Here is a 23,962-nt window from a genome sequence, read left to right as displayed (position 1 = left end):
TAACCGCCAGCGGGCCGGAAACAACCCCTGTTTGTGCCCGTCTGTAAATAATTCCGGCGAAAATGGACAGGTGATAGACACGCGACGGCTCAGGACCCTGCGTGCGGTGGCCGACCACCGGACGGTCACCGCCGCGGCCGCCGCGCTGCACCTCACCCCCTCGGCCGTCTCCCAGCAGCTCATCGCCCTCGAACACGAGGTCGGCCACCGACTGCTGGAACGCGACGGCCGGGGCGTACGGCTGACCGCCGTCGGCCGCATCCTGCTGGGTCACGCCAACGAGGTGCTCGCCCAGTTGGAGCGGGCGGACGCCGACATCGCCGCCTACACCGCGGGCACGGCAGGGGAGGTGAAGGTGGCCTCCTTCGCCACCGCCATCGGCCTGCTCGTCGCCCCGGCCATCGGCAGGCTCAAGGACAAGGAGCCCGGCATCCGGGTACGCGTCCTGGACGCGGAGGGCGACCAGAGCCTCACCATGGTCCTGGACGGCGCGGTCGATCTCGCGGTCGCGGTCGAGTACCGCGGCGCCCCCGCGGAGACCGACCGCAGGCTCTCCCGCATCCCGCTCTACTCGGAGCCGTTCGACGTGGTCCTGCCCCGCGAGCACCCGCTGGCGGGGCGGGAGGTGACGGTGGCCGACCTGCACGGCGAGACCTGGATCGGCCCCTACCCCGGCAACCCCTGCCACGACGTGATCGCGCTGGCCTGTGAGCACGCGGGTTTCACCCCCGAGTTCGCGCACTCCTCCGACGACTTCAGCGCCGTCGTCGCGCTGGCCGCCGCCGGAGCCGGGGTGGCGATGGTTCCGCGTCTGGCGCTGCGCGGCCCCGACCTGTCGGACGTGGTGATCCGCCCGATCCCAGGCCCCGAACGCCGTGTCTTCGCCGCCGTACGGCACGGCGCGGAACGCCACCCCCTGCTCGTCCCCCTTCTGGACGCCCTACGGGACGTCGCGACGGAGCCGGGTCACCCCGCTAGCAGTTCCTGACGCTGTGCACGGGGGTCCAGTCGCCGCTGCTGTCCCTGCTGTGGGCCGGCGGGGTGGTGTAGATGAGTTTGCCGCTCTTGTTGTACATCCGCGCCCTCGTACCCTTCGTCTGGTTGTTGTCCCAGGACCCGTTGCCGACGAGGGAGATGGTGTACCTCCCGCAGCTGTACATGTCGATCGTGGTGCCCCTGTAACCGGGCTCCCGCCAGGCGCAGAAGTGCCCGTAGGCCGCCTTGCCCCCCGCGCAGCCGCTGGCGGAGACGAGCCCGGCCTCGGGGGACAGGTCGCGGGGAGCGTCCTCGTCGGGGAGGGCGATGAACACGTCCGCCCGCCCGTCGACGACGACCTTGTTGAGAGCCACCTGCCTGCCTCCCAGCGTGGACAGGTAGAGGTTCGCGCTGTTCTGCAGCGTGGTGATCTGCTCCTCGGTCAGTCCCGCGGCCCTGCCCTGCTCCGCGAAGGCCGCCTGCGCCTCCGGCGGGGTCGCGCTCTTGGCCTCTCCGGGAGAAGTCACGTTCGCGGGATCGTCGGGCGAGGTCGTGGCCCCCGCGCCCTGGGCGGTGAGGAACAGCGCCAGCGCTGCGCCCGACAGCACGGCCAGGGGCCGCGCCGTACGCCCCGCCGATGTGACGGCCGATGTGACGGCTGATGTGATGCCCTTCGCACGCATGGACGGTCGTCCTTTCGTTGGTGGAGTTTCGACGCCTTCCGCGGGAGATCCCCGGCCGTCTTCCTGGGGGCGCTCTTCACGGCCGCGTGCGGGGACCGCACCGATGCGGGTGTGGCGTGGCGTGACACGGGAGGCGGGAGACCGTTGGGCCGGTCGTCCGTGGTGCCCGCCGCAGGACAAGAGTGAACCGCGCGCGCTTCCGACGGCATTGCGTCTACGCGCCAGGTCGTTATCCGTGAGTGTCAGGCCCGTGCGCGACCGGGGACGTGCAGGCGCCGGTACGCCTGGGGGGTGATGCCGTAGGCGGTGCGGAAGGCGCGGGTGAAATGAGCGGCGTCGGTGAGTCCCCACCGGGCCGCGACGGCGTGGGCCGGCCTGCCTTCGAGCTGGGGATTGGCCAGGTCACGGCGGCAGTGGTCCAGCCGTAGGGCGCGGATCCAGGCGGCGACCGTGCGTTCCTCGGTCAGGAAGAGCCGGTGCAGGGCCCGGACGGAGATGTTGTGCGCCGCGGCGATGGTCTCCGGTGAGAGCGCGGGATCGGCCAGCCGCCGGTGGATGAAGGCGTGTATCCGCGCCAGCAGGACGCGTTGCCTGGTGTCGGGAGGGGCCGTCGTGCCCTTCTCCCCGGCGAGCAGCATCGTCAGCAGGTCGAGCACGGTCACGCCGAGACGGGTGGCCTCCCCGGGCTGGAACCGGTCGGCGTCCGTGACGAGGCGGCCGAGGAATCCCAGGAGCAGCGCGCCGACCCCCTCCTTGCTGGAGAAGACCCAGGGGGTGCACCGTTCGGACATGGTTTCCGGCAGGTGAAGCATCGCGCGGGGGACCATGGCGAAGACGCCCCGGATCGTGCCCTCGTCGTCGCCCGTCGTCAGTACGGAGTACGGGTTCCAGCTGTTGTAGACCACGATGTTCGACGGACCCATGACGACGTGCTCGCGACCCTGCACCACCGCGCCGTGGCCACGGAGGGGAACCGCCACCTGGAGCAGCTCCGGTTCGGACTGCCGGATGTGTTTCGCAGTGCGATGCGTCCATATGTCCGAGCAACTGACCTGGGAGATGTGGACGGCGCCGAAATCCATGCTGCGCATCTCCCCGTGGAAGTCGGCGGGAGACTCGCTGACGACCTCCAGCGGCAGCAGCGTCCGGGAGACCAGATGCCGCCAGTATTCGAACCGCTCGGCGGGCGCGACACCATCAGTGTGAATCACAGTGCGCACTGTCGTCCTCCTTATGAGGTCACTGATTTTCCTACCGTTCGTGTTCGTGCCGACCGGAACCGGAGGCCGCTCATCGCGGCCCTACAACCCCCTTTTTTCAGGATATTTCGTTGTTCGTGAATTAACGCGAGGCTCGCACCAAACGTCATTATCGTTCCGACCGAAACACCCTCGGCCGACCCGGACCGCACAGACGATCGAATCCCTCCCGCATTCGCGCCCATTCACCGTGTCCCGCTTCTCCGGCCCTCGACACGAGGCCCACGTCCTTTCCCATGCGGTTCGTCGTCCGGTTCCGGAAGGCGCACACCGGACAACGGGCATGGAAGAGGTGATAGGAAAACGAGGGAAACGCCAAGCCGAAATTCCGTTCCGGCCGGGAATGTCATCGCACTCCGGGAGATACCGCGACCATCGCATTGGGGCTAGACGGGAAAGGCGGGCCCGTCCGCCTCGGGAAGGTCGAGGGTTTCCGGCGGGTCGAAAAAGCCCTCAGGCCCGGGAAAAGGGTCCCGTGGGATCGCGGGGATCTCGCACCAGACCGTACGGCCCCGCTCAAGGGAGCGGCAGCCCCAGCTTCCGCCGGAGAGCAGGCCGACGAGGACCAGGCCCCGGCCGCTCTCCGACAGCAGGGAGCTCTCCGGCCACGCCATGAGAGGGGTTGTGCCCCCATCCTGGTCCACGACCTCGACCCGCAGCAGGTCACCGAGCGCGAGCAGCCCCAGCGTCAGCGAGCCGTCCCCCGGCTCGCCGCCCGCGTGCCGTACGGCGTCGGTGACCAGTTCCGACACGGCGAGCCGGACGTTCTCGTAGGCGGGATGGTCGGCGCCCAGCCATTCACGGACTTCGTCGCGCGCCCGTGAAGCGGACTCTGGGTGATCGGGAAAGCTGGTTTCGCTGTTTTTCTCCGGTCTCATGGGTCGCCTTCCCCAGCCGAATTGGGCTGGATTTCCGTTTCACTCGGTTCGTTGACCAAGGCGCCGACCTGCTCCTGGACGGCGCTCATACGGTGGCAAAGCCATGAGCCGAGGGGGCCATAAAGCCGTTCGCATTGCCTTCACAGTTCCACGAACGTCTGCCGAACCTCCTAAATCCACCTACACAATGGCCTGGTACCGATCCGCGAAGCCGAGAGGAGCTGCAGATGGTCGTCCCCCCGGAACAGGAGCAGGAACAGGAGTCGGCAGCAGAACCGACAGACCCCATCGATCCCCACATTTCCCCGCGAATTAGATTCGGGACAGAACTTCGCAAATTCCGCCTCGCTGCGGGGTTCAGCCAGCGAGAACTCGGCAACGTCATCCATCTGTCGGTCAGCCAGCTCAGCATGATCGAGAACGGTCACCGCGCACCGACCCTGGCCCTGGCCAAGAGGGTGGACAAGGCCCTCAACATCGGCACGACCCTCGCCGGCCTGCTCGACCGGCTGAACCGGGCGGAGGCCCAGCTCCCCCGCTGGTTCCGGCCCTGGCTTGAGTTCGAGCGTGAGGCCGAGACCCTGCGCATCTGGGAGGCCCTGATCGTGCCCGGCCTGCTCCAGACCGAGGACTACGCGCGGGCCATCCTGAGCCGCAAGCCCGGCGCCACCGCCGAGCAGGTCGAGGACAAGGTGACGGCCAGGATGGAGCGACAGGAGATCCTGAAGCGACGGATGCCGCCGATGTTGTGGATCGTGTTGGACGAGGGCGTGCTGTACCGTCCCATCGCCGACCCCGAGGTGATGCGGGGGCAGTGCGAGCGACTGCTTGAGGCCGGGGAGCAACTGCGCGTATCCCTACAGATCCTTCCCTACACCGCGCGGAACGTGCTTGGCTTGCTGGGAAGCTTCACCTTGGCGGACCTGCCAAGGGAGACCTGCCCGGTGGCCTATATCGACTCGCAGAGTCTGGACGACCGTGTCACCGACCGGGCGACCGACATGAAGAATCTGGCGTTCCGCTACGAGGCGATCCGCGCCGACGCCCTCCCCCGGCGCGAGTCCCTCAACCTGATCAAGGAGACGATGCGCAGATGGACGACCTGACCAGGCACCTCTCCACCGCCCGGTGGCACAAGTCCAGCCTGTCCGGTGACGACGGGAGCAACTGCGTGGAGGTCGCCGCCCTGCCCGGCGGGCACCACGCCCTCCGCGACACCAAGAACCGCACCGGCCCCGCTCTCATCCTCACCCCGGCCGCATGGACCAACCTCGTCGGCGTCCTCAAGGCCGACGCCCTCGGCTGAACCGGCTTTCACTGGCCCCTCAGGCGGCGGGCGCCCGAGGGGCCAGACGAATCTCAAGCTCGGCGTCCAGCGCGCGGGCCAGCCGGTCCAGGATCGGCAGCGTGGGAATGCTCACGCCCGCCTCGAAGCGGGCCACCGCCGTCCGGGTCATCCTGGCCGTGCGGGCCAGGTCGTCCTGACTCCAACCCCGGCTCTCACGCATCGCGCGGACGACCTTGCCCAGCTCGCAGGCGAGACGCGCCGCCTCGTAGACCTCGGCTGCGTCCGGCTCGTTCGTCCGGCGCCCCCTGAGCTCCCGTCGGCTCACGTCGCCTCCCCTCTCGCACACGATTCGTTATGACGCCTCGCGTTTACCCAAACACAAAAAGTGAGACTCTTCCATCGATATCGAGGTCCCGCCCATGTCGAGGAGACTTCGCAGGTCAACCCCGGGGACGTAGGCCGTTCAGGGCGGTTTCCACGAGGTCGTCGGTGTATTCGGGGGTCAGCGGGCCCGTGCGCTGGAGCCAGCGGTTGAGCAGGGGGCCCCAGAGCAGGTCCACGGCCAGGTCGAGGTCGAGATCCCCGGCCAGTTGCCCGGCCCGCTGGGCGACCGCGAGCCTTCGCTTCTTGATCTCCCTCATCGGCTCGTCGAGTCGTTCGCGGTAGACGGCGGCCAGGCCGGGATCGTGTGCGATCTCGGTGGTGAGCGCGCGCATCGGCTCGTCGTAGCGCGGATCGTTCAGCTCCACGACCGTGGCGCGCATGACCGTCTTGAGGTCGGCCTCCAGATCACCCGTGTCGGGCAGCGCGGCCTCGCCGCCCTCCCCCTCGCTGAGCGCGAGGAAGGCGTCGAAGAGCACCGCCCCCTTCGACGGCCACCAGCGGTAGATCGTCTGCTTGCCGACCCCGGCCCGTGCGGCGATGCCCTCGATGCTCAGCTTGGCGTATCCGACCTCGCCGACCAGGTCGAAGGCCGCGGTGAGGATGGCCCGGCGGGAGGCGTCGCTGCGCCGGGAGGAGTCGGGCGTGCTCTGACGTCGCGTGGTCACGCGTCCAACCTAGCAAAACACAAGACGAGACGGACCGTCTTGACATACCCACACGACTCCCCTATGGTTGCCGACATCGAACGAGACGAACCGTCTCGGTTCACTAAAAGAGGAGATCCCGTATGCGCACCTCCCCACGTACCTGGTTCATCACCGGCGCGAGCCGGGGCCTGGGCCGCGCCTTCGCCCTGGCCGCACTGGAACGCGGCGACCGGGTCGCCGCCGTCTCCCGCACCGTCACCCCGCACGACTTCGGCGACCGGTACGGCGACCGCCTGCTGACGCTGTCCCTGGACGTGACCGACCGGGAGGCCGTGTTCGCCGCCGTGGCCGGCGCCGTCGAGCACTTCGGCCACCTCGACATCGTCGTCAACAACGCCGGAACCCTGTCCATGGGCATGGTCGAGGAGTTCACCGAGGCCGAGGCCCGCGCCCAGCTTGAGGTCAACCTCTTCGGGGCGATGTGGGTCTGCCAGGCCGTACTGCCCCATCTCCGGGAGCGGGGGGCCGGGCACATCCTGCAGGTCTCCAGCATCGCCGCCCTCGGCGGCTTCCCGAGCACCGGGATGTACAGCGCGAGCAAGTTCGCGCTCGAAGGCATGAGCGAGGCGCTGGCCATGGAGGTCGCGGGCTTCGGCGTCAAGGTCACCATCGTCGAGCCCGGCGGTTACTGGACCGACCTGTACACCAACCCGGCCATGACCACTCCCGCGGAGCCGTACGGCCCGCTCCGCGCCGAGCTGGAGAAGCAGTGGGCGGAGGGTTCGATCGACAGCGAGCCGCAGTTGGCCGCGGAGGCCGTGCTGAAGCTGGTCGACAGCGCGGAACCGCCGCTGCGGTTGCTGCTCGGGAGCATGGTCTACGACCTGGCCTTCGACGTCTGCCGACGGCGGATGGAGACGTGGGGGAGCTGGGAGGAGGTCAGCCGGGCGGCCGAGCACGCCGTACCGGCGCCGGGAATCTCCGGGTGACCGGGGCCGGGAAACCGGAATCCGGCGGGCGGATAATCTCTCACTCAGCGTTATATAGCGCTTTTCAGGAATTATCCGCCCGAACAGACCGCGGCGAATGGACGGCGACGGCCAGGATTCCGGGACATCCCACGCGAGCACCCGACCGAGGCCTCTGGAAAACCACGCCACGACCCTGGCAAGACAGGCCATCAGAGGAGGAAAAGCGCTCACTGTTCTGCGAGGCTTGCCGGTGTTACGCTGCGGGAGTCCCGGTCATCCATAATTAGCGGGTCCGTATTCGCCTCTTCGGTCCGCTTTCGCCAGCGTGGATTTCCCTGGGGTCCGGGGCCGACCCCACTCTTCCCGTCTGGACCATTCGGATTCCCGGCAACGGGTCACCCCCACTTTGGAGCGTTACATGCCGAGCGGCAGCATCTTCATGACCCCAGGGGTTCTGCGCGACCTCAAGACCGAGGCGACCTACGACATCCCGACCGACCTCAGGAACCACCCCGTGGGAAGCCTGGTGACCTACACCCTCTCCGGTCCCAGGACCGTCGGCTCCCTCACCGAAGGCCTGGTCGGCATGACCATCGCCGGGAACGCCGTGGACGACGAGGCCGGAAGACTCATCCCGCTGAGCGCCGCGTTACGGGACGCCTACCCCGAGCGCACCCGCGTCCGGTTCTACGGCACCCCCGACGAGGTGAACAGGGTGGCCGCGCTCGGACTCGTCATCGGCACCCCGGCACGCCGGATCGACCTCGTGGACCTGACGGAGAGCGCCCCCGCCGACCTGTCCGACCTGGGCATCTCGATCGAGCAGGACGCCGAGGACAAGTCCGACTTCCGGGCCAAGCAGCTCTACTACTACGTCGGCCCCGAGCGGGCGTGGACCACGCGCATCCACACCTGCACCGCGCTGGCCATGTGGAGCCGTACGGCGGGCATCTCCTACCTGTCCCACGCCGATTCGGGCACGCCCTCGGAGCGGATCGCCGAGCGCGTCACGGAGTTCTTCACGGACGTGATCAAGGCCGGGGCCGTTCTCGGCACGCCCGGCGAGTTGAGCGTCGTCCTGTTCACCGCCGAGGACACGCTGACCGGCAGGGGCAGCTCGGTCCAGAGCGTCCTGGGCGCGCTCGACCACCTCAGCGCGACGCACACCAGGGTCTTCTACGAGCACGCCAGGTGCCACATCGCCGGTCCCAGCGACGTCGTCGTGGTCTCGGCGGGTGCCGCCCCCCGGGTTCTCCTCAGCTACGCCGACCACGTGGAGCACCTGCTGACCCGCTACACCATCAGGGGCGAGCGGAACGTCCGGGACATCCTCGTCGAGGTGCTGAAGTCCGCCCAGGTGAACCCCGAATTCGAGCCCAAGGCCTATCTCGCGGCGAAGAAGGCGAGATCACAGGGCGACGACCAGCTCCACCGGCTCCTCGTCACCCTGGTCGGCTTCACCGAGGAGGACGCCGCCAAGCGCTGGGGATGACCCGCGCGCGCGTGGAGGTGCGGGCCGGAACCACCTGGCTCCGGCCCCATGATCACCGGCGGGGTGCCCGCGGGCCGGTGAACGGCGTCGACCCCCGGACGCCTCGTTCACTGCCATGATCTGTCATACCTTGTTGTTCCCGTCCCCATGAGGAGGTCGATCGTGTCCTTCCCACCGCCCGGCATGGTGCTCGGTGACGTCCCGGCGCGCGCTTCCTCGCGGGAGGCCGTCACCCGCTGAGCCGAGAACCCGCCGTCACCAGGCGGGAGACCGTCCACACCGCGACGAGGCGCTCTTCGTGACCATCACTGGTTCGATCATGAGGAGCCCCGAGTGCTCACGATTCACTGGACCGAGGGCGGCGAGCCCCGGTCCGCTCTCTGGCGTTCCGAGAACGGCTCGCCACCGCCCACCCGCGTGCTGGTCGCCGACGACCGGCTCACCGCCGACGCCGCGTACCGGCTGGCCCGGCAGGGTGTCGGACTGCTGTGGCGCGGCGACTTCCACAACGCCCGCCGGCTCATGCGCGCCATGGCGCGACGCGTGGAACGGGCTCCGTCCGAGGCGGCTGTCTCCCCGACGTCCCCTGCGCGGGCCTTCCACCTGCACCGCCAGGCCCGTTCCCGGCGTGCCGTCGTCCTGGGCAGGCTGCTGGTGCCACTCGACCACGAGCACGCCGTACCCCTGCGGCGCGCCCCGGACGTACGGCGGGCCTGCACTCAGGTGTACGGCCCCGCGCGAGGGCCCTCGGTGGTCTCACTGCCCGAGTTGCTCGGCGTCGTCGGCGCCTGCGAGTGGCGCGGCAGGGGGGTCGAGGTGCCAGCGCTCGGCGGGCGGATCCACCCGCACTACGGCGTCTTCTCCCCGGTCAGAGGGGAGTACGCCGACCTGGTCGCCAGCGCGCCGCTCCCGTCGCGGTCGCTGGCTTTCGACGTCGGCACCGGGACCGGTGTGCTCGCCGCGATCCTCGCCCGCCGGGGTGTCGAACGGCTGGTGGCGACCGACCAGGACCCGCGTGCCGTGGCGTGCGCCCGCGACAACGTCGAACGGCTGGGGCTGACCGGCCGGATCGACGTCGTGCGCGCCGACCTCTTCCCCCCGGGGCGCGCGCCGCTCGTCGTCTGCAACCCGCCGTGGCTGCCCGCCGAGCCGCGCTCCCCGCTCGACCGCGCGGTCTACGACCCGGGCGGGCGTGTGCTCCAGGGCTTCCTGAACGGGCTCGCCGAACGTCTCGAACCGGAGGGTGAGGGCTGGCTGATCCTGTCCGACCTGGCCGAACACCTGGCCCTGCGGACCCGTGCCGAGCTGCTGGCCGCCTTCGGGTCGGCGGGGCTGCGGGTGGCGGACAGGCTGGAGGTACGGCCCCGGCACCCGAGGGCGGCCGATCCGAAGGACCCGCTGCACGCGGCCCGCGCCGCCGAGGTCACCTCACTGTGGCGGCTCAGGCCGGTCCGCTGAGAGCCAGGATTCCGTTGCGGTGCAGGAGTTCGACGGCGTGGACGGTGACGTGTCCACGCCAGTCGAGCACACCGGCCGGGGAGATCCTGGCGTACTCGACGGTCCATCCGCCGTCGTCCCGCTGCTCCCCGGCCAGGCGCTCCAGGTCGGCGGCGATCACCTCCGGCGTGAAGAGGGCACGTGCGGGACGACCCGGCAGGGGCGCGAAGTCCAGCGGGCGCAGCGCCTCCTTCTCGGTGCCGCCCTCGACGGCCACCACGCCGTCCGCGGGGACGTGCTCCCCCAGACGCCGCAGGAGCCCGGCCGCCTCGGGGTGGGTGTCGTGCACGGCGTCGAGGAACAGTACGGCGAAGAGCAGCACGTAGGCGGAGGGCCGTTCCTCGATCGCCCCGATCACGTCCAGGCAGTGGCGGGTGGCGCGGGCCAGCCACGGGTGCTCGGCCACCCCCCGGTCGTGTACGGCGACGCGGTGCGCGGCGGCCGCCGTCACGGCGGTGATCTGCAACGACGAACCCGGGGTCTCGGCCCCTGCCGCCCACCAGGGGGCGGTTCCCTCCCGGACGGTCAACGGCAGGGCGAAGGGCAGACCACCGTCGGGCAGTGTGACCGTCCCAAGCCAGTCACACAGCTCGACGGCCCGCCCTGTGGTGACCGGGGCGACGTCCCCGAACACCTCGAAGGCGTGCAGCGCGGCGCCCGGCTGGCTCTCCGGCGAGCGCAGGTCGGCCTCAAGGCCCCAGCCGTAACCGCCGTCGGCGTTGCGGTAACCGTCGAGCGCGGCCAGCACGGCGACGGGGTCGGCCCGGCCCGCCAACAGTTCGAAACGACGGCGGTCGAGGACACGCGCGTGGGTGGCCATGAAGGACGTCGCCGCGGCGAGATCAATGCTCATGGCCCCCATCGTCGCCGGGCCGTACGGCACGCGTCTTGCAGGAAACGGTCTTCCCGGCTAGCCGTTCCCGAGGGATTCGAGCCAGGCGGGCGGCCTGAAGTCGGGGTCGCCGGAGGAGCCGAGCGCGTCGAGGGCCGCGACGATCTTTCTCTCCTCGTAGGCGAAGTGCGACTCAAGGATGGCGGTCAGACCGTCGAGTGTGTCGCGCACCCGCCGTGCCTCCTCAGGGCCGGGAGGCCGGTCGCCGAGGCCCTCGATCAGGTTCTCCAGGTCGTGCAGGATGCCGGCGACGAGCTGGTGGTCCTGTTCGAGCTGCTCGATGACGGGGCGCAGTTCGGGGAAGCGCCTGGCCAGGGCGGGGAAGGCTCCGGCGTCCTCGCCGGTGTGGTGCAGGGTCAGCGCGGAGCAGAAGGCCAGGCAGTGCGCCCGCAGTCGCCGTGGCCGCTCCATGCGGCCTTCGAGGTAGGTGTCGATGTCGTCGCCGAGCCTGGTCAGCTCCTCGCGGAGCCAGTCGTGCACCTCGATCAGCTGGTTGCCGAACGCCGCGAGGCGATCGCCCGGGATGTTGGGGGTTTTCATGGTCGTCCCATGTTCGGCGCCTCCATGCCCTCGGCGATCTCCTTGCCGGGTGCACTGCGACGCTGAGGCGGGATTCCATCACCTCCGGCCTCCGCCGTCAACCCGGCTGGCGTGCCCAACCCCCGTGAACGGTAATCTTTCCGAAGTCCGGTTTCGGCTTCTTCGGGGCTTCCGTACGGCCGGATATGGGCCAGGGAAAGGCCTCCCAAATAAATCCATAAATCCGACTTAACGGATAAATCCCTTCGTATTCTGGGCTTGTCGATCGTGTCCTCCGGTGGACATTCCGGGGGCCTGGTCAGAGGAGGAGTCCATGGACCGCAGGCATCGTCCCAGCCCGGCGCTTCTCGCCGCCCTCGCCCTCGCGGGCGTCGCGTTCCTCCCCGTCACCACCGCGTCGGCGCGGGTGACGGCCCCCGGCGACAAGCCACCGGCCTACCAGCAGGCCTACGAGAAGGGGTATGCCGACTCGGCCCGCATGTGCGACAAGGCCGCGAGCTTCTCCTACGACGAATCGGACAGCTGGGACAGGAAAGGCTGGGTGGACGGCTACAACGCCGGCCATGCCGCCCAATGCTGAATTCCACAGCGGACGCCGGGGAGAAAGGCTTCCGTACCGCCCGGCACTTCCCGCTTCAGCGTTTCTCGTTCCTGTTCTCGGGACGGGCGCAGGCGACGGCCTCGGTGAAATCCCGGTAGCGGGTGACCTCGTCGCCGATCGGATCCAGCACGAGGTCCCTGGCCACCTGGTCCACGTTCGCCCGTAGCGCCCGTTCCGCCCTGCGCGCCCTGCGTCGGCCGCCCGCCCAGGCCGCCAGCCGTGAGAGTCCGGCGATCAGCAGCCCCAGCAGGGCGCCGCCGACCAGCAGCACCGTCGGCCAGGGCAACTCCCCGGCCGTCGGCATGTCCGGCCGGGGCAGCCGGAGGTAGTCCAGGCCCGCCAGGCCGAGCAGCCACAGGCCGCCCGCCAGCGTGACCGCGAACACCAGCCACTGCGCCGCCCCGACCACCCGCCACCACACGGGCCGCCGGGCCGAGCCGAGCGACGTGGCGGCTATCGCGCGGTCGAGGCCGTCCTCAAGCTCGTCCCCGTGCGCCCTGGCCGCCCGCCGTACGGCCGTCGCCCACGGCTCGGGCAGCCCCTCGGCTGCGGCGTCTGCGGTCCTGCGGATCGCGGTGTCCATCCTGGAGCGCTGCACGGTGGACGCGACGGGCATCGACGTACGGCCGACCAGCCCTCCGGCCCGGGCGGCCTCGGTCCTGGCGGTCTCCGCCTGGACGGCGAGGCGCAGACGGCGCAGCGGGTCGGGACGGAGGCGGCGCAGCCACCGGGTCGGCGGCCAGCCGGTCGCGGCGATCGAACGGTGCCGGTGCGAGGTGGCCACCGCCCTGACGACGACCGGCACCCCGGCCGCCTCGGACAACGCGGCGGTCAACGGCCCGGCCAGGTCTTCGACGTTCTCCCTGGGGCCGGAGCCGGTCCCCGAGGCGGTGGTGAGGCGGGCTGCGGCCGTACCGACGTCGGCGGTGAGGCGGACGGCCCACGAGCGCCGGTCGGTGACCCGGGCGGCCAGCAGGGCACCGAGTTCGCGCATGCCCTCCCCGGTGCGCGCGGAGACCCCGAGCAGCGGCACCCCGCCGAGGCCGTCCTCACCGAGCAGGCGCCGCAGGTCGTCGAGGCAGCGCCGGGCGGCGTCCCGGCTGAGCCGGTCGACCTGGTTGAGCACGACGACCGTCACGTCCCGGTGCCCGGAGAGGGGGCGCAGGTAGCGGTCGTGGACGGCCGCGTCGGCGTACTTCTGCGGGTCGAGCACCCACACCAGCAGATCGACCATCTCGACCAGCCGATCGACCTCGACGCGGTGCGCCGGCTCGATCGAGTCGTGGTCGGGCAGGTCGAGCAGGATCAGCCCGGCCGCCTCACTCTCGGCATGGGGCACCTCGTGGCGCCGGGGCACCCGGAGCCAGTCGAGCAGCGGCGCCGCCCCCTCGCCCTCCCAGAGCGCGGCCTGCGCGGTCGAGGTGGTCGGCCTGGTCACCCCGACCGTGGCCAGGTCGGTGCCGGACAGCGCGTTGAACAGCGACGACTTGCCGCTTCCCGTGGCCCCGGCCAGCGCGACCACGGTGTGCCCGACCGACAGGCCACGCCGTACGCCCGCGCGGGTGACCACGGAACGCGCCCCGGCGACCGCGTCCTCGTCCAGCCGTCCGTCGGCCAGGTCCGCCGCCCTGGCCAGCGCGTCGAGCCGGTCGTCGAGGGAGGCGGACTCCTTACGGCGCAGCAGCTTCACCACCCTCCACCTCCCCCGGAAACCCCGTCCGACCCGTCCCCGGGAATCTCCCTCGTCTCACCCCGGGGGATCTCTCCCGACCCGCCCCGGGAGGCCGCACGTGGCCCGTCTTCGGTCACCGGAAGCTCCCCTCGGCGGTCCTGTACGGCCCGCGCCACCTCCCGTAGCGCGGGGCCGGCCTCCCCCGGTGGTTCGACCACGTCCAGGAGGCCGGTGAACCGGTCGGCCTCCTCGTTGAGCAGGATGGCCACCCTGGCACGCAGGTCGGTGCGGGCCTTGACGGTGAGGGTGCGCACGGCCTGGTCCCCGAAGACCGCCTCAAGGAGCTTCTGGCTCAGCACGCTGGTGCCTCCGGCGATGCCGACCTCGATCCCGGTCAGGCCGCCGGTCGAGGCGAACACCGCGAGCATCAGCAGCAGCCCGGCGCCGTTGACGCCGTAGGAGGTGAACCTCGCCACGCTCCGCCGGTCGGCGCCCTCCTCACGGACCAGGTCGAGCACGTACCCCTGCCAGCCCCTGACCGCCGCCTCGGCCCTGGCGGGCAGGTCGGCCGAGGCCCTGCCGAGACGTCCCGCCGTCACGACCCCCGCCTCCTCAAGCAGGGCACGGCCCGTGGGACGCGCGGTCCAGGCGTCGAGCGCGCGTTCCGCCGCACCGTCGGCCGAGGCCCTGATCAGCGCCTCGACCCCGCTCTCCAGCGCGACCCGCAGGTCGTTCTCCGGGGCGGGACGGCCGGTGACCAGCGCGACCAGGCGGTCCCTGAACCGGCCGACCCTGCTCTCCAGGGAGCGCATCAGGTCGCCGGTGCCGATGAAGTCCTGCCAGCGGGCCAGCACCTCACCGCGCAGCAGCGACCCGTCGAGCATGCCCTCGTCGAAGGCGGCCAGGCCTGAGGTGTAGGCGTCGGCCGTCAGCGAGCGCAGTTCCCCGGCGGCGGCGTGCTGGTGGTCGACGGCGTCGGCCAGCGCGGGCACCCGTACGGCGAGGCTCTCCAGCGCCCCGGACAGGGTCTGGCGCACCACCTCGGCGCGGGCCCGTGAGTCGGCGGCGATGCCGGTCAGCCAGTCGGCGACCTCCCGTACGGCGGGGCGCGGCAGGCGGCCGTTCTCCTCGGGCAGCGTCAGCTCGGGCACCTCGAACAGCCGGGTCCCGCCGAGGCCGTTCTCGTCGAGGAGCCTGGCCAGGTCCTTCCTGACGACGCCCATGGCCTCGGGGGGCACCCGTGACAGCACGACCGCGAGCGCGGTGCTGCGTTCCCTGGCCGCGCGCAGGAAGCCCCACGGCACCTCGTCCGCGTAGCGGGCGGCGGTGGTCGTGAACAGCCACAGGTCGGCCGCGGCGAGCAGTTGGGCGGCGAGTTCGCGGTTGGCGGCCACGACCGAGTCGATGTCCGGCGCGTCGAGCAGGGCCAGGCCCGCGGGCAGGGAGGGCGCGGTGACCACGCGCAGTGTGCCCGGCTGCCCTCGGGCTCCGGTCACCCGGGGCAGACCGGGCAGGACGTGCTGGGCGGTGAACCACGCCTCGTCCGCGGGGCTGGTCACCAGGGTGGGCGCGAGTGTGGTCGGCCGCAGCACGCCGGGTTCGGTGACGTCGGTACCGACGACGGAGTTGACCAGGGTGGACTTGCCCGCCCCGGTCGAGCCGCCGACGACGGCCAGCAGCGGGGCGTCGAGCGCGGCGAGCCGGGGGATCAGGTAGTCGTCGAGCTGGCCGGCCAGCTCCTTCTGGGCTGCGCGCCCGGCTCTCGCGTCTCCTGCCGCCAGGGGGAACAGGTCGCGGTCGAGGTGGCGCCGCAGCTCGCGCAGCGCCGCGAGCAACCCGTCGCTCCGGCTCATAGGAGCGGTTTTCCCCGGTAAATGCCCCCTAGACATGATTTTGCCCCACCGCTCGACCGGATCACGGGGGCGAACCCGGTAGAGCGGTGGGGCCTTAACCCCGAAGTCGGCGTGAGGGCTTCGTTCGAGCTCGTCTCCCCCGCAGCTGGAGGCGAGCCCGACCCTTCCGCGCGACCGCGGGGTGATCGGGGGTCACTCGCTGTTCATTGGAACACCCGAAGCTCAGCGTCACTTGAGCCGAAGCTGAATGTCCGCTGAATATTCAACCACTCTGGGGTGGCCGAAGGACATACCCAACCCCCCGCAAGGTGTGTATGAGCCTCGGTTCGGTCATATCCACCTTGCGACGGAGATAGGAGACATAGGACTCGACGACCCCGGCGTCTCCTCCGAAGTCGTAGTTCCACACGTGATCGAGGATCTGCGCCTTGGACAGCACCCTGCCCGTGTTGACCATGAAGTAGTGCAGCAGCTTGAACTCCGTCGGCGAGAGCCGTACGGCCGTGCCCGCGCGCCAGACCTGGTGCGCCTCCTCGTCCAGCTCCAGGTCGGCGACCTTCAACCGGACAGGAAGGTCCAGATCCCCCCTCGTACGGCGCAGCACGGCCCGGATGCGGGCCAGGACCTCCTCAAGACTGAACGGCTTGGTCACGTAGTCGTCGGCGACCCGCAGGCCGGTGACCTTGTCGTCGGTCGCGTCCCTGGCGGTCAGGAAGAGGACGGGGATCTGCCCGCCCATCGCCCGCAGCCGCCCGGCGACCGTGAACCCGTCCATGTCCGGCAGCATCACGTCCAGCACGACCAGGTCGGGGCGGATCCGCTCGGCGAAGTGCACGGCCTCCCTGCCGTCCGCCGCCGTCACCACCTCGAAGCCGGATCTGCGCAGGCTGACGGAGAGCAGCTCGCGGATGTTCGGTTCGTCGTCGACGATCAGCAACCTGGCTTCGACCTTGTCCAGCACATCACGAGGCTTGCTCACCCCCCTGGAACGCAGCTCAGGTCCGGCTGAACGTTTCCTGAGAGAGGAGACCGTCATCGTCGGGCCCCGCCCTCGTTGATCGCGGTCGCGGTCACTGAGCCGTCCTCGCCCTTGGCGCCCTGCACGACGACCGTGCCGCCCGTGGTCAGGTCGCCTACCTCGCCCTGCTTGGAGATCCGCACGCTCGTCTGGTCGGTGGTGTTCACGGTGACGACGGTCCCGTCCTGCTGCTTGAGGTAGACCTTGCCGCCCTCGACCTTCTGCACGGTGCCGACGGTCACACCCCCCTGACCGCCTCGCTGTCCGTTGCCGAACCCGCCCTGGCCGTTCCCCTGGCCACCGCCCTGGCCACCGCCCTGGCCGAACGCACCGCGTCCGCCGTAGCCGCCGGGAGCCCCGTAACCACCGGGGCCCTGCCGTACGGCGGCGGCCCGGTCGCCGGTCGGCCCGCCGAGCGCCTTCTGCGCCTGGATGCCCACGATCACCCCGACGACGAGTGCGAGGGCCGCGCCGAGCACCAGCGTGAGCCTGGAGATCCCGCGCCTGCGCCCGGCCGCGAGCTCACCGTCCAGGTCGCCCTTGAACGGGGAGGTCTCAAGCAACTCCCGCGCCGGGGTCCTGTCGTCCGCGCCGTCGCCCATCTCTTCTCCTCGCGTAGGTCGTACAGGTCGTCTGTGGCTCACTCGTGGCGCAGTGCCTCGATGGGCCTGAGCTTGGCCGCCCGGTTCGCCGGATAACCGCCGAAGAACAGCCCGATGCCCACGGAGACACCCAGGGCCAGCACGATCGACGACGGCACGAGCACCGGTTCGATGCCCGCGATCGTGAAGCGGGTGCCGACGAAGGCGATCGCGACGCCCGTCAGCCCGCCGAGCAGGCTCAGCACCGTCGCCTCAAGCAGGAACTGGCCGAGGATGGCGCTCCTGGGCGCGCCGATCGCCTTCCTGATGCCGATCTCCCTGGTCCGCTCGGTCACGGTGACCAGCATGATGTTCGTGATGCCGATGCCGCCGACCAACAGCGAGATCGCGGCGACCGCGCCGAGCAGGCTGGTGAAGATCCCCACGGTCGAGCTGACCGTCTCCTGCAGGGTCGCCTGGTTCAGGATGCGGTAGTCCGCGCCGCCCGTCGGGGTGATGCCGTGGCGCTGGTCGAGCACCGCGGTCACCTCGTTCTGCGCCGAGGTGGTCGTGTCGGGCCCGGTCGCCTGCACCACGATCGAGCTGAGCGCGCCGAAGCCCGTCAGGCTCTGCTGTACGGCGGGCAGCGGCACGATGGCCACGTCGTCGGCGTCCTGGAAGCCGAAGCCGGAGGAACCCGACGTCTTCAGCACCCCGATCACCGTGAACGGCACCCCGGAGACGCTGACCTGCTCCCCGACCGGACTGGCCGTGCCGAACAGCTCGTCGGCGACCGTCTTGCCGATCACCATGACCTTCCGCGCCGCGAGCACGTCGTCGTTGACGAAGTAGGAACCGGTCTCGACGGGCTTGTTCATCGCCTCGAAGTAGCTGGGGTAGGTGCCGACGAGCTGGGAGATCGTGTGGCTGGCCCCGTCCCGTACGGCGGTCGCCGAACCGGTGCTCACCACCGGGGAGACGCTCCTGGCCGAGGGCACCTGCTCGGGGTCGGCCAGCGCCTTGGCGTCGTCGAGGGTGAGCTGCCTGGCCTGGGTGCGGGGGCCGTTGCCCTGCCGGGAGGACCCGGCCCCGACCGGGCCGCCGATCCCGCCCCCGGCGAAGGAGGCGGAGACGGTCAGGGTGTTGGCCCCGAGCCGCTGGATGCTCTTCTGGATGCTCTGCGAGGCGCCCTCGCCGAAGGCGACCAGCAGGATCACCGCGGCGACCCCGATCAGGATGCCCAAGGTGGTCAGGAAGCTGCGCAGCTTGTTGGCGGCGAGGCCGCGCAGCGCGAAGCGCAGGATCTCCAGCCTGCTCACGAGGCGCCTCCCGGCATGGACTGGAGCCTGACGGCCGAACGGGGCGGCGGACCGTCGACCGGCGCCTGGCGGCGGTCGTCCACGATCAGCCCGTCCACCAGGCGGATGACCCGCTTGGCGTGCGCGGCGACGTCGTCCTCATGGGTGATGAGCATGATCGTACGGCCGGACTCGCTCAGCCCGTCGAGGATCTCCAGCACGTCGCCGGTCGCCTTGGTGTCGAGGTTGCCGGTCGGCTCGTCGGCGAGCAGCAGGGCCGGAGAGGTGACCAGCGCCCTGGCCACGGCGACGCGCTGCTGCTGGCCGCCGGACAGTTCGTTGGGCTCGTGCCGTACCCGGTCGGACAGGCCGACCTGCTCCAGGGCGGCCAGCGCGCGGGCCCGGCGCTCCTGGGCGGTGACCCCGCCGTAGGCCATGGGCAGCTCGACGTTGGCCAGCGCGCTCATCCTCGGGATGAGATTGAACGACTGGAAGACGAACCCGATCTTGCGGTTGCGCAGGATGGCGAGTCTGCGTTCGTCCAGGCTCCCGACGTCCACTCCGTCGATGAGGTAGCTGCCGGAGGAGGGGACGTCCAGGCAGCCCAGGATGTTCATGAGCGTGGACTTGCCCGAGCCCGAGGCGCCCATGACGGCCACGTAGTCACCCCGCTCGACGGTGAGCGAGACCCCGCGCAGGGCCCTGACCTCGGCGTCACCTCTGCCGTACACCTTGGTGATGTCGGTGAGGGCCAGGACGGGGGCGGTCATCTGACGCCTCCGAGCCCGCCGCCACCGCGGTTGCCACCGCCGCCGAAGCCGGGGAAGCCGCCCTGCTGGTTGGTCCCGGTCGCGGCCGGGCGGACGACCTGGTCTCCCTCGACGAGTCCGGAGGTGATCTCGGTGAGCGTGTCGCCCCTGACCCCGATCTCGACCTGCACGGGGGTCTGGGCGCCGTTCCGCAGGACGGTCACGGTGCTGCGTCCGCCCGTCGTGGTGACCACGGTCGAGGGGACGGCCAGCACGTTCTCCGCCTGTCCCACGGCGACCTTGACCGTGGCCGTCTGGCCGAGCCTGATCTCCGAGGGCACCTGGACGAAGGAGATGGTCACCGGATACTGGACGACGTTGTTGCTGGTCGCGGCGGTCGGCTGGATCTGGGTGACCTTGCCGGTCGCGGTGACGCCGGGCAGCGCGTCGAACGTGACAGCGGCGCTCTGACCGATCTTGAGCTTGGTGATGTCCGACTCGGTGAAGGTGCCGACGAGCTGGAGTTCGCGGGTGTCGGCCAGCTCGACGAACCCGGTCGAACCCGATCCGGTCGAGCCGCTCGCCGTCCTCGACGAACCTCCCGAGGAGCCCGTGGAGGAACCCGAGGAGCCGGAGGAACCCGAGGAGTTCGCGGAGCCGCCGCTCGCCGGGCCGCCGACCGTGCCGTTGACGGCGGTGACCGTACCGGCGAACGGGGCCTTGATGACGGTCGCCGCCACCGTGCGTTCGGCCGCCCGGTAGGTGTTCCTGGCGGTGACGTACTGGGCGTAGAGGGCGGCGGTCGAGGTGTCGTCGTCCGCCGAGTCGAGCGCCGCCGCGGCGGCGTCCAGGCTCTCCTGCGCCGCGCTGTCGTCCAGCCTGGCCAGGATCTGTCCCTTCCTGACCTTGTCCCCCACCTCGACGTAGATCTTCTTGACCGTGCCGTTCGTCCCGAAGCCCAGCGAGCGGGCCTGGGCGCTCTCCACGGCGCCCGATGCGGAGACCGAGGCGGTCACCGTACTCCGGGTCACCGTGACGGCCCGTGCCGCACCGCCTGCGGCCGAGGCGACGTCCGCGGAGGAGGAGGTGGATCCCCCGAGAGAGGAGAAGGCGATTCCCACGGCGCCCAGCAACAGGACGGCCAGGGTCCCGTTCACGAGCAGCGTCCCACGCCTGGTCGACAGCTTCACAGCGCTCGACCCTGGCGTATCAGTCTTGGGCTAAACCCAACTCTTGCTGAGTGTTTCCTGCAAGCCTTCCACCGATATGGACATACAGGAAATATTCAGGTTTTTGTGAGCAGGTAGTGAATCGGGCACGCCAAGATGGTCCGCCATGAGACCGACCAACCTCCCGAAACCCGCGCGCGTAGGAGGACTCGCCCTGGCCGCCCTCGTCCTCGTGGGCGCGGGCGTGTTCTACGCCCTCGACGACGGCGCCGAGCGGGCGCCCCGGGTCGAACTCGTCGCCACCCGGCGCGGAACCGTGACCGCCGCGGTCTCGGCGGCGGGCAACACCGTGGACGAACGGACCAGGGAACTGGCCTTCGGCGGTTCGGGAACGGTCAGGAAGGTCTACGTCAAGGCCGGGGACAAGGTACGCAGGGGCGAGGTGCTCGCCGCCATCGGCTCGGCACCGGCCCGCGAACGGTACAGCGCGGCCAAGGCACAGCTCGCGGCGGCCCAGGAGGCCCTGGACGCCGCCGAGGACCGAGCCGCCTCCCCCACTCCGACCCAGCCCCAGAGCCAGTCCCAAGGCCAGGGCCAAGGCCAGGGGCAGGGGCAGGGGCAGGGGCAGGGGCAGGGGCAGGCCGGTTCCGGGCCGGTCGGTGGGGCGCAGTGTCCGCCGGCCTCCCCGGCCCCGTCCCCGGCCGGTACGGCCACGCCGAACCCCTCACCCGGGCACAGCCGTACGGCCGAGCCCGGCCGGACGCTGGTGCCGGGCGGCACGTCCTCCCCCGCCCCCGCCGTGACCTCCACCGGCGCCCCGACCGAGGTCCCGGCCGTCACCCCGACCGCCCTGCCCAGTGGCGGAGCGGGCCGGGCCGGGGCGGGCGCGATCGTGCCCGCCGGATACCTCGTCAAGACCGGGCCCGCCGCCGTACCGACACCGACGCCTACGCCGACACCGACCGCCAGGGCGAGGCGGCACGGCGGGGAGTCGGGCCACCCCGCGCCCGCCCCCACGGTCACCGTGACCGTCACCGCGACCGTGACGGTCACGGTCACCGCGACCCCCGAGGTCACCCCGACCCGCTCCGGCCCCTCGAACCCGGCCCCCACGGCCCCGGAGGCGACCCTCACCCCGAGGCCCACCGCCAAGCCCGGTGAGAAGCCCGGTGGAAAGCCCACCGCGAGGCCCACCGGAAAGCCCTCCCCCGGCCCCACCACGTGCGCCGGCACCGGCACCGGCACCGGCACAGGAACCGGCAACGGAAACGGAAACGGCCAGGGCACCGGGCAGGGCGCCAAGCGCGGCACCGGCCAGAACGCCCAGGGCCAGGGCGCCTCCGGCCTTCGGAACGGCGGCGCCAAAGGCACGAACGGCATCGGCGGCGGGCAGGGGGCGCCCAGCGTCGACCAGGCACAGGCCCAGGTCAAGCGGGCGCAGGCCGAGCTGACCGACGCCCGCGAGGAGCTGAACGGCGTCCGGATCACCGCCCCCGCCGACGGGACCGTGATGTCCGTCGCGGGCGCCGTCGGCGACGAGGCGGGCACCGGCGCCTTCGTCACCCTCGGCGACCTCGACGAGCTCCAGATCGAGGCGTTGTTCACCGAGTCTGACATCGGCAGCCTCAAGCTGGGGCAGCGCGCCACGATCACCCTGGCCACCCGGGACGGCAAGAAGTACGACGGCACGGTCACCCACATCGCGCCGACCGCGACGACCACCGGCCAGCTCGTGAGATACGGCGTCACGATCGCCTTCGACGAGGCCCCCGCCGACCTCCTGGTGGGCCAGACCGCCACGGTCACCGTCGCCGTCGCCCAGTCCCAGGCCGCCCTCTACCTGCCCGCGCAGGCCGTACGGACCAAGGACGGCGTCTCGCGGGTCACCGTGCAGGGCGGCGGCGAGCGTGTGGTGACGACGGGCGTGCGGAGCGACCAGTATGTCGAGATCACCTCGGGCCTCGCGGAGAACGACCGGGTGGTCCTGCCCACCGGCGCCACCACCGGCGGTTTCCCCGACGGCACCTGGCCCGGCGGCCTCTCGTAGCCCACCCGGCCGGGCGGAGGGACCGTGCCGTCCCACCGTCCGGCCACCGGCTCCTCCCGCACGGCCGTCGTGGTGGTCAGGCGGAGTCGGGGGCGAGGGGGAGGGTCACCCGGAAGGTCGAGCCCTTGCCAAGGTCGGAGTCCACGGCGACGGCGCCGCCGTGGGCGTCCACGATGGCGGCCACGATGGCCAGGCCGAGACCGCTGCCGCCGTCCTCAGGAGCGCGACGGCCCCGGGAGGAGTCGACCCGGTAGAACCGTTCGAAGACCCGCTCGCACTGCTCCGCGCTGAGTCCGGGCCCCTCGTCGGTCACCTCGACGACCGCCATGGAGCCCTGCGCCGACAGCGTCATGCGGACCGGGGTGCCGTCCGGGGTGTGGGTCAGGGCGTTGTTCATCAGGTTGCCGACGACCTGGCGCAGCCGTACCTCGTCGCCGGAGACGATGAGGGCGGCGCCGTCCACGGTGAGTGTGACCTCACGGGAGGGGGCGAGGATGCGGGCGTCGTGGGTGGCGTCGGCGGCGATGGCGAGCAGGTCGACGGGGCGCATGGCCATGGGCCGCTGCTGGTCGAGCCTGGCCAGCATCAACAGGTCGTCCACGAGCAGGCCCATCCTGACCGCCTCCGACTCGACCCGGCGCATCAGCGGCGCGGGATCGACCTCGGGGGCCTGCCGGTAGAACTCGGCGAACCCCCTGATCGACGTCAGCGGCGTACGGAGCTCGTGGGAGGCGTCGGCGACGAACCTGCGCATGCGCTCCTCCGAGCGGCGGGCCGACAGCTCCGACTCCGATCTGGCCTCGAAGGCGGACTCGATCTGGGCGAGCATGCTGTTCAGTGACTGACCGAGCCTGCCGACCTCGGTCGCCGGATTGGCCGCGGGGACACGACGGCTCAGGTCACCGGCCGCGATGGCCTGGGCGGTGCGCTCGATCTCCTCAAGCGGGCGCATGCTCCGCCTGATGATCACCACGCCGACCCCGGCGAGCATCAGCATGAGGCCGCCTCCGCCGAGCAGCTCGACCAGGGCGAGCTGGCCGACGATCTGCCTGACCTCGGACATGTCCACGGCCACCACGACGCTTCCGCCGTCGTCGAGGGGGAAGCGGTGGACCCGCCACTCGTCGATCTCGAACGGGTAGCTCTTCACGACGGACGGCAGGTGGGGACCCCGTTTGTTCTCCACGTCGGTGCCCTGGAGCAGCAGGTCGATCTCACCGCGCGGGTCGCGGATCTCCACCCGGGTGTCGGACGGCACCGGCCTGCCGACCAGTGTGGAGGGGCCGTTGCGGTGCAGACGGCGTATCACGCTGTCCGCGTTCAGCTGCGCCTGGCTGTCCACCCGGTCGATGAGATAGCCCCGCATGATCGAGACGCTGCCGAAGCCGATCAGCGCCAGCGCGATGGTGAGCAGGACGAGGACGACGGCGATCAGTTTGACCCTGAGCGGAGCGGCTCCGATCATCGG

The 23,962-nt window shown here is 70.9% G+C and carries 23 protein-coding genes; 8 read left to right on the top strand and 15 right to left on the bottom strand.

Translation table 11 applies throughout. The annotated features are described in order from the left end of the window. Positions 1 to 70 precede the first annotated feature (70 nt). The gene (locus tag ACFYY8_RS07395; protein WP_390038148.1) at positions 71 to 988 is read left to right on the top strand and encodes a LysR family transcriptional regulator; all 918 of its coding nucleotides are present in this window, start codon (positions 71 to 73) and stop codon (positions 986 to 988) included. Here the strand turns inward: ACFYY8_RS07395 and ACFYY8_RS07390 are convergent. From ACFYY8_RS07390 to ACFYY8_RS07380, 3 genes are all read right to left on the bottom strand, one after another. Beyond that, the gene (locus ACFYY8_RS07390; RefSeq protein WP_390038147.1) at positions 975 to 1,658 is read right to left on the bottom strand and encodes a hypothetical protein; all 684 of its coding nucleotides are present in this window, start codon (positions 1,656 to 1,658) and stop codon (positions 975 to 977) included. The genes ACFYY8_RS07395 and ACFYY8_RS07390 overlap by 14 nt on opposite strands. A gap of 242 nt (positions 1,659 to 1,900) precedes the next feature. Continuing rightward, positions 1,901 to 2,869: a helix-turn-helix domain-containing protein gene (locus tag ACFYY8_RS07385; protein ID WP_390038145.1), complete on the bottom strand. Its 969-nt coding sequence runs from the start codon at positions 2,867 to 2,869 to the stop codon at positions 1,901 to 1,903. Positions 2,870 to 3,303: 434 nt separating this feature from the next. Continuing rightward, entirely contained in the window at positions 3,304 to 3,795 is a 492-nt protein-coding gene (locus ACFYY8_RS07380; protein ID WP_390038143.1) for an ATP-binding protein, read from the bottom strand. Positions 3,796 to 4,022: 227 nt separating this feature from the next. On the opposite strand from ACFYY8_RS07380, the gene ACFYY8_RS07375 reads away from it, so the two are divergent. After that, a complete protein-coding gene (locus ACFYY8_RS07375; RefSeq protein WP_390038141.1) occupies positions 4,023 to 4,901 on the top strand; it encodes a helix-turn-helix domain-containing protein in 879 nt (292 codons plus the stop codon). Continuing rightward, on the top strand, positions 4,889 to 5,101 hold the full coding sequence (locus ACFYY8_RS07370) for a DUF397 domain-containing protein (protein WP_352014270.1): 213 nt from the start codon (positions 4,889 to 4,891) through the stop codon (positions 5,099 to 5,101). Before ACFYY8_RS07375 ends, ACFYY8_RS07370 begins: the two co-directional genes overlap by 13 nt. Before the next feature lie 19 nt (positions 5,102 to 5,120). Here the strand turns inward: ACFYY8_RS07370 and ACFYY8_RS07365 are convergent, their stop codons facing one another. Further along, complete coding sequence (locus ACFYY8_RS07365; protein WP_390038139.1) at positions 5,121 to 5,408, bottom strand: multiprotein-bridging factor 1 family protein; 288 nt, start codon at positions 5,406 to 5,408, stop codon at positions 5,121 to 5,123. 115 nt (positions 5,409 to 5,523) lie between these two features. Next, entirely contained in the window at positions 5,524 to 6,132 is a 609-nt protein-coding gene (locus ACFYY8_RS07360) for a TetR/AcrR family transcriptional regulator (protein ID WP_390038137.1), read from the bottom strand. A 122-nt stretch (positions 6,133 to 6,254) separates the two neighbouring features. On the opposite strand from ACFYY8_RS07360, the gene ACFYY8_RS07355 reads away from it, so the two are divergent. The 3 genes from ACFYY8_RS07355 to ACFYY8_RS07345 all read left to right on the top strand — a co-directional run bounded on the left by ACFYY8_RS07355 (position 6,255) and on the right by ACFYY8_RS07345 (position 10,035). Then, positions 6,255 to 7,103: an SDR family oxidoreductase gene (locus ACFYY8_RS07355; RefSeq protein ID WP_390038135.1), complete on the top strand. Its 849-nt coding sequence runs from the start codon at positions 6,255 to 6,257 to the stop codon at positions 7,101 to 7,103. Between the two features lie 400 nt (positions 7,104 to 7,503). Continuing rightward, complete coding sequence (locus ACFYY8_RS07350; protein WP_390038133.1) at positions 7,504 to 8,577, top strand: hypothetical protein; 1,074 nt, start codon at positions 7,504 to 7,506, stop codon at positions 8,575 to 8,577. A gap of 333 nt (positions 8,578 to 8,910) precedes the next feature. Continuing rightward, positions 8,911 to 10,035: a methyltransferase gene (locus ACFYY8_RS07345; protein ID WP_390038131.1), complete on the top strand. Its 1,125-nt coding sequence runs from the start codon at positions 8,911 to 8,913 to the stop codon at positions 10,033 to 10,035. Here the strand turns inward: ACFYY8_RS07345 and ACFYY8_RS07340 are convergent. After that, complete coding sequence (locus ACFYY8_RS07340) at positions 10,019 to 10,927, bottom strand: hypothetical protein (RefSeq protein ID WP_390038130.1); 909 nt, start codon at positions 10,925 to 10,927, stop codon at positions 10,019 to 10,021. The two genes, ACFYY8_RS07345 and ACFYY8_RS07340, sit on opposite strands and share 17 nt — an antisense overlap. Positions 10,928 to 10,984: 57 nt before the next feature. Further along, positions 10,985 to 11,506 (bottom strand): hemerythrin domain-containing protein, encoded by a 522-nt coding sequence (locus ACFYY8_RS07335; protein WP_390038127.1) that lies wholly within the window; start codon positions 11,504 to 11,506, stop codon positions 10,985 to 10,987. Positions 11,507 to 11,819: 313 nt separating this feature from the next. On the opposite strand from ACFYY8_RS07335, the gene ACFYY8_RS07330 reads away from it, so the two are divergent. Next, positions 11,820 to 12,086 carry a hypothetical protein gene (locus ACFYY8_RS07330; RefSeq protein ID WP_390038125.1) on the top strand — a complete coding sequence of 89 codons (267 nt, stop codon included), beginning with the start codon at positions 11,820 to 11,822 and terminating at the stop codon, positions 12,084 to 12,086. A 55-nt stretch (positions 12,087 to 12,141) separates the two neighbouring features. On the opposite strand, the gene ACFYY8_RS07325 is transcribed toward ACFYY8_RS07330, so the two are convergent. From ACFYY8_RS07325 to ACFYY8_RS07295, 7 genes are all read right to left on the bottom strand, one after another. Continuing rightward, complete coding sequence (locus ACFYY8_RS07325; RefSeq protein ID WP_390038123.1) at positions 12,142 to 13,800, bottom strand: GTPase; 1,659 nt, start codon at positions 13,798 to 13,800, stop codon at positions 12,142 to 12,144. Beyond that, positions 13,794 to 15,632 carry an ABC transporter gene (locus ACFYY8_RS07320; RefSeq protein ID WP_390038120.1) on the bottom strand — a complete coding sequence of 613 codons (1,839 nt, stop codon included), beginning with the start codon at positions 15,630 to 15,632 and terminating at the stop codon, positions 13,794 to 13,796. Before ACFYY8_RS07320 ends, ACFYY8_RS07325 begins: the two co-directional genes overlap by 7 nt. A 262-nt stretch (positions 15,633 to 15,894) precedes the next feature. Beyond that, entirely contained in the window at positions 15,895 to 16,611 is a 717-nt protein-coding gene (locus tag ACFYY8_RS07315; RefSeq protein ID WP_390038118.1) for a response regulator transcription factor, read from the bottom strand. Positions 16,612 to 16,664: 53 nt separating this feature from the next. After that, positions 16,665 to 17,252: a hypothetical protein gene (locus tag ACFYY8_RS07310; protein WP_390038116.1), complete on the bottom strand. Its 588-nt coding sequence runs from the start codon at positions 17,250 to 17,252 to the stop codon at positions 16,665 to 16,667. A 38-nt stretch (positions 17,253 to 17,290) separates the two neighbouring features. Beyond that, a complete protein-coding gene (locus ACFYY8_RS07305) occupies positions 17,291 to 18,550 on the bottom strand; it encodes an ABC transporter permease (protein ID WP_390038114.1) in 1,260 nt (419 codons plus the stop codon). Continuing rightward, a complete protein-coding gene (locus tag ACFYY8_RS07300; protein WP_390038112.1) occupies positions 18,547 to 19,299 on the bottom strand; it encodes an ABC transporter ATP-binding protein in 753 nt (250 codons plus the stop codon). Before ACFYY8_RS07300 ends, ACFYY8_RS07305 begins: the two co-directional genes overlap by 4 nt. Continuing rightward, positions 19,296 to 20,468, bottom strand: a complete 1,173-nt coding sequence (locus ACFYY8_RS07295) for an efflux RND transporter periplasmic adaptor subunit (RefSeq protein ID WP_390038110.1) — start codon at positions 20,466 to 20,468, stop codon at positions 19,296 to 19,298. Before ACFYY8_RS07295 ends, ACFYY8_RS07300 begins: the two co-directional genes overlap by 4 nt. A 145-nt stretch (positions 20,469 to 20,613) precedes the next feature. Between ACFYY8_RS07295 and ACFYY8_RS07290 the strand changes: the two genes are divergently transcribed. After that, positions 20,614 to 22,494, top strand: a complete 1,881-nt coding sequence (locus ACFYY8_RS07290) for an efflux RND transporter periplasmic adaptor subunit (protein WP_390038108.1) — start codon at positions 20,614 to 20,616, stop codon at positions 22,492 to 22,494. A 76-nt stretch (positions 22,495 to 22,570) separates the two neighbouring features. Here ACFYY8_RS07290 and ACFYY8_RS07285 read toward each other — a convergent pair whose 3' ends face one another. Next, on the bottom strand, positions 22,571 to 23,959 hold the full coding sequence (locus ACFYY8_RS07285) for a sensor histidine kinase (RefSeq protein WP_390038106.1): 1,389 nt from the start codon (positions 23,957 to 23,959) through the stop codon (positions 22,571 to 22,573). Positions 23,960 to 23,962 lie beyond the last annotated feature (3 nt).

Source organism: Streptosporangium sp. NPDC001559, assembly GCF_042893955.1.
Lineage (GTDB): Bacteria > Actinomycetota > Actinomycetes > Streptosporangiales > Streptosporangiaceae > Streptosporangium.
This window is presented reverse-complemented; position numbering and strand designations above follow the sequence as displayed.

Bases quoted from the DNA above. Each gene is read 5' to 3' on its own strand.
- ACFYY8_RS07390 (WP_390038147.1), bottom strand. From the start codon at position 1,658: ATGCGTGCGAAGGGCATCACATCAGCCGTCACATCGGCCGTCACATCG.
- ACFYY8_RS07340 (WP_390038130.1), bottom strand. From the start codon at position 10,927: ATGAGCATTGATCTCGCCGCGGCGACGTCCTTCATGGCCACCCACGCG.
- ACFYY8_RS07300 (WP_390038112.1), bottom strand. From the start codon at position 19,299: ATGACCGCCCCCGTCCTGGCCCTCACCGACATCACCAAGGTGTACGGC.
- ACFYY8_RS07375 (WP_390038141.1), top strand. From the start codon at position 4,023: ATGGTCGTCCCCCCGGAACAGGAGCAGGAACAGGAGTCGGCAGCAGAA.
- ACFYY8_RS07335 (WP_390038127.1), bottom strand. From the start codon at position 11,506: ATGAAAACCCCCAACATCCCGGGCGATCGCCTCGCGGCGTTCGGCAAC.
- ACFYY8_RS07350 (WP_390038133.1), top strand. From the start codon at position 7,504: ATGCCGAGCGGCAGCATCTTCATGACCCCAGGGGTTCTGCGCGACCTC.
- ACFYY8_RS07290 (WP_390038108.1), top strand. From the start codon at position 20,614: ATGAGACCGACCAACCTCCCGAAACCCGCGCGCGTAGGAGGACTCGCC.
- ACFYY8_RS07370 (WP_352014270.1), top strand. From the start codon at position 4,889: ATGGACGACCTGACCAGGCACCTCTCCACCGCCCGGTGGCACAAGTCC.
- ACFYY8_RS07310 (WP_390038116.1), bottom strand. From the start codon at position 17,252: ATGGGCGACGGCGCGGACGACAGGACCCCGGCGCGGGAGTTGCTTGAG.
- ACFYY8_RS07380 (WP_390038143.1), bottom strand. From the start codon at position 3,795: ATGAGACCGGAGAAAAACAGCGAAACCAGCTTTCCCGATCACCCAGAG.
- ACFYY8_RS07355 (WP_390038135.1), top strand. From the start codon at position 6,255: ATGCGCACCTCCCCACGTACCTGGTTCATCACCGGCGCGAGCCGGGGC.
- ACFYY8_RS07330 (WP_390038125.1), top strand. From the start codon at position 11,820: ATGGACCGCAGGCATCGTCCCAGCCCGGCGCTTCTCGCCGCCCTCGCC.
- ACFYY8_RS07320 (WP_390038120.1), bottom strand. From the start codon at position 15,632: ATGAGCCGGAGCGACGGGTTGCTCGCGGCGCTGCGCGAGCTGCGGCGC.
- ACFYY8_RS07285 (WP_390038106.1), bottom strand. From the start codon at position 23,959: ATGATCGGAGCCGCTCCGCTCAGGGTCAAACTGATCGCCGTCGTCCTC.